This window comes from Lamprobacter sp. (assembly GCF_034860625.1).
GTDB lineage: Bacteria > Pseudomonadota > Gammaproteobacteria > Chromatiales > Chromatiaceae > Lamprobacter.
Genome location: NZ_JAYESN010000155.1, coordinates 1 through 8,375, shown reverse-complemented (window position 1 = coordinate 8,375; position 8,375 = coordinate 1). Strand labels below are relative to the sequence as shown.

Here is an 8,375-nt window from a genome sequence, read left to right as displayed (position 1 = left end):
GCGAACGCTGCGCACATGACGCGGGAGCCTGCGACTCACTGTAGTAAGGGCAGGCCACCATAGGCGCCAGCCATATACTTGGCATAGAGATTATCATCGGCCCGGATGCCTTTCACGTCGCTCAACCGCCAGAGCGCGCTCTTGCAGTGCGCGTCTTTCTCCACCAGCGCGACCTGAGGCTTCTGCAGCTGGCTGAGAACCTCTGCGGTATGGGTGGTGAAAACGATCTGCGCGTCCTTTGGATTCGTCGACGGATTGAGAAAGAGGTTAAGCACCTCTGTCAACATGTGCGGGTGCAAGTCCGACTCCATTTCATCGATCACCGCGAGACCGCCGCTGTCCAGCACGGGCAGCAACTCGCTCAGCAGCACGAATGCGCGTTGTGTGCCGCTGGACTCTTGGAACAGCTCCAACCTCTGCCGTTGGTTGCCGTCGGCATGGACGCCGTAAGCAACCGCGACATCGCGTTCCTTGCCGTCATCCAGTTTCAGCGTCTTCTGTTTGATCTCGACCGCCGCCAAACCGAGATCCCATCGACGCAGCAACTGTTCCATGCGTTGGTGCGCTGTTGACGAGTGTAGGAAGCGATCAGCCGCTGCCAACACATCCGAACGGCTCGCATGGATGCGGCCTAGCACGTCGACATTGGTATGGATCGGCAAACAGGTGAAGCGTCGGGCAAGCGGGACGTCGTATTGTGCCGCGGTGGATATCAGGGAGGCATTCTGTCGCACTTTCTTCGCTTCCCGCGCATTCAGGCCAAAGCCTTGCTGTTTGTACGCGTACTCACCGCCCACCCAGTCCCTGAGAAAAAGATTGGTAAAGGCCCGGCTGGTCTTGTGGTAGAGCGCCTCGCGGATCACACGTTGGCGCGTCAGTGTGAGTTCGTAGCGATAGATCGTGCCAGCGGTATCGAATAACAGCTCAAACTCGGAGGGTTCGTTCTCGGCAAAGAAATGCGGCTCGAAAGGGATCGGCTCGTCGGGCTCGGCGCGAAACGAGTGGCCGATAAACCAATGCAGAAACGCCAGCGCCTTGATGGCGTTGGTCTTGCCAGAGCCGTTCGCGCCCATCACCGCGAGTGCCTTGGATAAAACCGGAAAACCCTCGCGCTTGGCCACCAGGCTGCTACCGCGCAAGCGATCAGAGGCGACCAGAGACACCTCAGTGTCCTCGCGGAACGAGTAGAAATTTTGAAATCGGAAGCTGTGTAGCATGCCGAGAATGTAGGCAACTAAAATCCATTTTTCAACAGAATTTTGTGGATTTTCGGTTTTGAGCGTTAGGATCGCGGGTCAACGTCGAGTGAGTGGCTGCCGAGGCCGGGCTTAAGATCAAGCCCATCGGCAAGCGAACCATGACAGGAGAACAACAAATCGACTGTGAACACCGCCCCGATCCATCTCCACGTTTGAATCGCCTGGTGCCGCGGTCTTCCAACCCCGACCCTAACAGCGATCCAGCAGGCTCAGCCGCGCCGAGCCGGTGGCGCAATCCAGGTCCAGCAGTAGCTCGCAACGCTCGGTGAGACTGCCGGCCGGCGTGGGGTCATCGGCGCAGCTGCAGCCGGCGATGATCCCCGAGTACAAAACCCCAAGACGTGCACGGATTTGCCCCTCGTCCTCATCAACCCCTAAGATGCTGATCGAGACAGGCTCATCGGCCACCGCGCTGCTCTGCGAAAGACCGGCCTGAAGCATCGGATGCAGCGCCGGATGTTGCGGTCCTAGGGCCTCTAACTCCCTGGTGAGGGTGGTATTGAAGGCGGAGGTGCTCGAGGCCGCCGCGGACTGCGCCAATCTCAGCATGCGTCATGCTCCGGAGGTTTGAATGACAGTGACGAGTCTAAACGAGATCGCTGCGATTGGCCCCAAGCCACTCGTTAACGTGAATCTCACGCGATTCATTGTTCGGGCTGGCGCCGCGCCATGAGCGTTTGGCCGGATTCCAAGTTCGGACACATCGACCGGATGGGACTATGCTCAAAGAGCAGTCAGGGTTCTAGGAACGGTTTAACAACAGCGACAGCAAGCAGGTGACCTGCGGCTTGATGTCAGTCCCTCTCCAGGTATGACCATGCCGCAACGCCGCGACCCATCTTCAGCCTCGCGCTCCGCGTTGCAAACGGCGGCGGTCTATGCCGTGGTCGCTGTTGGCTGGATCTTGACCTCCGATTGGCTGCTAACCTTGTTTGGCATCCTTCCGCAAACCGCCTTGATGTTACAAACGGTCAAGGGGTTAGGCTTTGTCGCGACCACATCGATCCTGTTGTTCGTGTTGCTCCGTGCGCAGCTGCGGCGCCGCGAAGAGAGTGAGCGACGTTTCTCGACCCTGGTCGAGAACCTTCCCGGCATGGTGTATCGCTGTGAGAACGATCCTCCTTGGACCATGCGCTATGTCAGCCGGGCAGCGCGAAGACTCACCGGTTATGCCCCCGCTGAGCTCCTCGGCAACGCTCGAGTTGCCTACGCCGAGCTGATCCATCCGGACGACCGGGAACACGTCTGGGACGAGGTCCAGCAGGCCATCAAGGCAGACCGTCTCTTTCAGGTTGAGTATCGGCTCTACCAGCAGGACGGCACTCTGATCTGGGTCTGGGAGCAGGGCTGCGCCGTACCTGATAGGGACCATGAGGGAGCGATCCTGCTCGAGGGTCTGATACTCGATGTGACCGAGCGCAAACAGGCCGAAGCCGCTGTCCGAGAATCTGCGGAGCGTCTCGAAACACTGGGCGACAACCTGCCCGGCGGTGCAATTTACCGGCTGCACCGCAATGCTAACGGCGAGTACCGCTTCACCTATGCCTCACGCGGCATCGAGCAGATTCTGGGCATCAGTCGTGAACGCATGCTGGCCGATGCGGCGTCGGTCTTTCGTCTCACCGAGGCACCTTACGATCAGTTCGTGTCTGCATCGAATGAGCGCTCTGCCTGTGATCTGAGTGTCATTGACATGGAGTTACCGCAACGCCTGCCAGACGGGACTCGGAGGTGGATCGCGGTGCGTTCTCTGCCTTATCGATCCGCCGAGGGCGGCGTGCTCTGGGATGGGATCGTGCTCGACATCAGCGAGCGCAAGGCCGCGGAGGAAAAGCTGCGAGAGGCCGCCGCGGTGTTCGCCAACACCGCCGAGGGCGTCGTCATCACAACGCTCGACGGCGAGATCCGCGATGTCAATCAGGCCTTTGTCGATGTGACTGGCTATGGACGCGAGGAAGCGATTGGCGAAAACCCGCGCATCCTAAAGTCCGGTCGGCACGATCATGGATTTTATCAGGCCATGTGGCAGTCATTGGAGGAGACCGGGCAATGGCGTGGGGAGATCTGGAATCGGCGCAAAGATGGGATGATTTATCCGGAGCTACTGACCATTAGTGCAGTGCGTGATGGCCAGGGAGAGGCGACGGGCTACGTCGGAGTCTTCACCGATATTACGCCGCTCAAAGAGGCCGAGGAACGCCTGGAGCACCTAGCCCAGCACGATGCGCTGACCGGCCTGCCGAATCGATTGCTGTTGAATGCCCGCTTGCGTCATAGCATGCGCCAGGCAAAACGCAGCAATGGCAAGCTGGCCCTCTTGTTCTTCGACCTCGATCGCTTCAAGCACATCAATGACAGTTTAGGCCATACGGCGGGTGATCAACTGCTGCAGCAGTTCGCCAGGCGCCTGACGGACAGCCTGCGTACCGGTGATACCGTCGCACGCATCAGCGGCGATGAGTTTATCGTCCTGCTTGAGGGGGTCGACAACTCAGCGACCATTGCCGCAATCCTGCATAAGCTGATTGAAGCGCTGAAGCCCCCCGTGATGATCGACGGCAGCCAGATTGGAACAACCGCCAGTATTGGCATCAGTGTGTATCCGGATGATGGCGACACCGAAGCGATGCTGTTGCGCAACGCCGATGCGGCCATGTACCGCGCCAAAGAAGAGGGTGGCAACACCTATCAGTTCTACACCGCGGAGATGACGGCCGCGGCCTTCGAGCAGGTTTTTCTCGACAATGCCCTGCGCGATGCCCTCGACAACAAGGAGTTTCGGCTGGTCTATCAGCCACTGGTCGATCTGTCGTCTCGTCGGCTGCTGGGCGTCGAGGCCTTGCTGCGATGGGATCATCCGCAGCAGGGCACGATCGCGCCTGCCAGATTCATCCGCATCGCCGAGCAGAATGGTCTGATCCGGGAGATCGGGCGTTGGGTCTTGCGCACTGCCTGCGAGCAGGGCGTGCGCTGGCTCAACAAGGGCTTTGAGTTCGGCATCGTTGCGGTGAATGTGGCCGGTCGGCAGATTCATGATCGCGCCTTCGTCGCCGACGTCGAGCGCATCCTGACCGACACGGGCCTGCCGCCGCATTGCCTTGAACTCGAGGTGAGCGAGAACTTTGTGATGCGTCGGGCTGACCTAGGCGTGGGACGGCTGCAAACCTTGCGATTGCAAGGTGTCGGCATCGCGATCGACGACTTCGGCACCGGCTATTCCTCACTCAGCCGCCTCAAACGGCTGCCGATCACCAAGCTCAAGATCGACCAAAGCTTCGTGCGCGATATTCCCGATGATCGAAACGATATGGCGCTTTGCGATGCGGTGATCGCGATCAGCCGATCGCTGGATCTGGCCGTGATTGCCGAAGGCGTGGAGACTGAAGCACAAGCAACCTTCCTGCGCGAGAAGGGCTGTGGCGTCGCCCAAGGCTATCTCTTTAGTCGCCCGGTCGCGCCGGAGGAGATCGAGCGGTTGTTTGCTGAGTCTGAGGACGTGCCCCAGAATGGCGACGAGTCAATTGGTCCATAAAGGCCGCTGTGCGGGACAACGGAGTCGCGATGAATGACAACGCATCAGCGCTGAACCCGGAAGATCAGGCTCGACAACAGATCGACCGCCAACTGCGGGCCGCCGGTTGGATGGTGCAGAACGAGGATTCGATCGACTTCGGCGCTGGTCGCGGCATTGCGGTGCGCGAGTACCTGACGGACGTCGGGCCGGCCGACTACGTTCTCTTCGTCGACCGCCAGCCGATCGGCGTCATCGAGGCCAAGCCGGAATCCTGGGGGCACAGGATCACCAGCATCGAGGAGCAGTCGACCGGCTATGCCCAGGCCAAGCTCAAATGGTTCGATAGCAAGGCCGCGCTGCCCTTCGTCTATGAAAGCACCGGCGTCATCACCCGCTTCACCGACGCCCGCGACCCAGCCCCGCGCTCGCGCGAGCTGTTCAGCATCCATCGCCCCGAGACGCTCGCCGAGGAGATCTCCCGACGCGACTCCTTGCGCCGCCGTCTGCGCGCGCTACCACCCCTCGACCCGACTGGTCTGCGCGGCTGCCAGGTCATCGCCATCGAGAATCTGGAGACCTCGTTTAAGGCCGACCTTCCCCGCGCGCTTTCGCAGATGGCCACCGGCTCCGGCAAGACCTACACCGCCATCACCAGCGTCTACCGGCTGCTCAAGCACGCCGACGCCAAGCGCATCCTGTTCCTGGTCGACACCAAGAACCTTGGCGAGCAGGCCGAGCAGGAATTCATCGCCTATCTGCCGAGCGACGACAACCGCACCTTCACCGAACTCTACAACGTCCAGCGCCTGACCTCGTCCCATCTGGCGCCCGATGCCCAGGTCTGCATCTGCACCATCCAGCGCCTCTATGCGATGCTCAAGGGCGAGCCGCTGGACCAGGCCGCCGAGGAGACCAACCCGGCCGAGCAGCGGCTGCGGCCCAAGACCCCGTTGCCGGTGGTCTACAACCCCCGGATTCCGCCCGAGACCTTCGACTTTATCATCATCGACGAGTGCCACCGCTCCATCTACAACCTCTGGCGGCAGGTCATCGAATACTTCGACGCCTACCTGATCGGCCTCACCGCCACCCCCGACGCCCGCACCTACGGTTTCTTTCGCAAGAACATCGTCAGCGAGTATCCGCATGAGCAGGCCGTTGCCGATGGCGTCAATGTTGGCTATGAGGTCTACCAGATCGAGACCCGCATCGGCAGCCAGGGCGCCACGCTCAAGGCCGAGCAGCCGATCGAGAAGCGCGAGCGCCTGACTCGACGCCGTCGCTGGGAGCAGCAGGACGAAGACGAGACCTATGCGGCCAAACAGCTCGATCGCGACGTGGTCAATCCGGACCAGATCCGCACCGTCCTGCGCACCTTCCGCGACCGGCTGCCGGTGATCTTTCCCGGCCGCGACGAGGTGCCCAAGACGCTGATCTTCGCCAAGACCGACAGCCACGCCGACGACATCATCCAGATCGCCCGCGAGGAGTTCGGCCAAGGCAACCCGTTCTGCAAGAAGGTCACCTACAAGGTCGACGAAGACCCCAAGTCGGTGCTGGCCCAGTTCCGCAACGACTACCACCCGCGCATCGCCGTCACCGTCGACATGATCGCCACCGGCACCGACGTGCGCCCGCTGGAGTGCCTGCTGTTCATGCGCGATGTGCGCAGCCGCAACTACTTCGAGCAGATGAAGGGCCGCGGCACCCGCACGCTGGACCTCGACGGTCTGCGCAAGGTCACCCCCTCGGCCAAGACCGCCAAGACCCACTTCGTCATCATCGATGCCGTCGGCGTCACCCAATCGCTGAAGACCGCCAGCCGACCTTTGATCAGCAAGCCCTCGGTGTCGCTCAAGGAACTGGCTACCGGCGTCATGATGGGCGTGCGCGACGAGGAGACCGTCTCATCCTTGGCTGGACGCCTGGCCCGGCTCGACAAGCAACTGGACGACAAGGACAAGCAGCGCATTCAACAGCAGGCCAAGGGGCAGAGCCTGACCGAGATCGTCCGTGCCCTGGTCCAGGCCATCGACCCGGACCGGATCGAGGCGCGCGCTCGGCAGATCCTCGGCCCCAACGACAACCCCGGCGATGCCCAGCGCGAGCAGGCGCGCGATGCCCTGGTGGGCGAGGCCGCCGAGGTCTTCACCGGCCCGCTGATCGAACTGCTCGACGGCATCCGCCGCGACAAGGAGCAGACCATCGATCACGACAACCTGGATGCGCTGACCCGCGCCGAATGGTCCGGCGATGCGGCCGCGAATGCCGAGCAGCTGAGGCAGGATTTCGAGCAGTACCTCAGCGAGCACCGCGACCAGATCGAAGCGCTCAGCCTCTATTTCAGCCAGCCCGCGCGCCGCGCCGAGGTCACCCACGCAATGATCCAGGACCTGGCCGAGCGCCTGCGCACCGATCGGCCGAGACTGGCGCCGCTGCGGGTGTGGCAGGCCTATGCCTTGCTCGATGAGGTCAAGATCGCTGATCCGCTCTCCGAACTGACCGCGCTGGTCGGCCTGATCCGCCGCGTCACTCGGCTGGACGCCAAGCTCACGCCCTTCTCCGAGACCGTGCAGCGCAACTTCAAGCGCTGGGTCTTCGAGCGCCACAGCGGCGCTGGCGCAAAGTTCAGCGACGAGCAGATGGACTGGCTCCGGATGATCCGCGACCACATGATGACCTCGTTCCGACTGGAGCGCGACGATCTGGAGATGACCCCGTTCGACGATGCCGGCGGGCTCGGGCGGATGTGGCAGTTGTTTGGCGAGGAGATGGATGCGGTGATTGAGGAGATGAATCGGGAGTTGGTGGCGTGAGTGAATGCGGCGATTGTATAACGCTGCCCGAGAGTTGGTCTATTTGCTCGATCGGTCAAGTTACTGACTTCCCAATTCGGCTGGATCCGAGGCATGAGCCGGATCGTGAGATCCGCTACGTCGATATATCGAGTATCAACAATGTGGCGAATACCATTATCGATGCAAAACGCTACCGACTTGGGGAGGCTCCTTCGAGAGCACGACAAATCGTCTCTTCAGGGGACATCCTGTTCGCAACCGTGAGGCCATATCTGCGAAATATTGCTCAGGTCGGCCGAGAACTAGACGGTCAAATTGCATCTACAGGCTTCGCTGTCTTGCGTCCAGAATCGGGCGTTGATCCACGTTTCTTGTATTATCAGGTTCTATCATGTGACTTCGTTGATAGCCTATCGAGAAAGCAATACGGCGTCAGTTACCCGGCGGTCAAGGATGAACAGGTACGTGACCAACACATTGCGCTTGCTCCTTATGGGGAGCAATGCCGCATCGTCGCCAAGATCGAAGCGCTGTTCTCTGAGCTGGACAAGGGCATCGAGAGCCTCGAGACCGCGCGCAAGCAGCTCCAGGTCTACCGCCAAGCCTTGCTCAAGCAGGCGCTTGAAGGAAGACTCACGGCTGACTGGAGGGAAGCCCATGCCACTGGCGAGGAAACGCAAGATCAGCTAAATCAAGCCATCCAAGGAGCGAGAGCCAGCGTACTGCAACGAAGGATGGAGCAGTGGCAAACTACCGTGAACAGGATGGAGCAGGAGAAATCTGAGTGTAGCTTGCCCTCGAAGC

At 60.9% G+C, this 8,375-nt stretch carries 4 protein-coding genes and 1 pseudogene; 3 read left to right on the top strand and 2 right to left on the bottom strand.

What is annotated here, in order from left to right:
• Positions 1–35: 35 nt before the first annotated feature.
• Positions 36–1,163, bottom strand: coding sequence for an ATP-binding protein (locus VBE63_RS22345; protein ID WP_323685228.1), 1,128 nt, complete (start codon positions 1,161–1,163; stop codon positions 36–38).
• A 285-nt stretch (positions 1,164–1,448) separates the two neighbouring features.
• On the bottom strand, positions 1,449–1,808 hold the full coding sequence (locus VBE63_RS22340) for a hypothetical protein (RefSeq protein ID WP_323685227.1): 360 nt from the start codon (positions 1,806–1,808) through the stop codon (positions 1,449–1,451).
• 268 nt (positions 1,809–2,076) lie between these two features.
• On the opposite strand from VBE63_RS22340, the gene VBE63_RS22335 reads away from it, so the two are divergent.
• From VBE63_RS22335 to VBE63_RS22325, 3 genes and pseudogenes are all read left to right on the top strand, one after another.
• Complete coding sequence (locus VBE63_RS22335) at positions 2,077–4,791, top strand: EAL and GGDEF domain-containing protein (RefSeq protein WP_323685226.1); 2,715 nt, start codon at positions 2,077–2,079, stop codon at positions 4,789–4,791.
• A gap of 29 nt (positions 4,792–4,820) precedes the next feature.
• Complete coding sequence (locus VBE63_RS22330; RefSeq protein WP_323685225.1) at positions 4,821–7,589, top strand: type I restriction-modification enzyme R subunit C-terminal domain-containing protein; 2,769 nt, start codon at positions 4,821–4,823, stop codon at positions 7,587–7,589.
• A pseudogene (locus VBE63_RS22325) lies at positions 7,586–8,375 on the top strand (hypothetical protein); the annotation flags it as partial. The gene VBE63_RS22330 and the pseudogene VBE63_RS22325, both read left to right, overlap by 4 nt.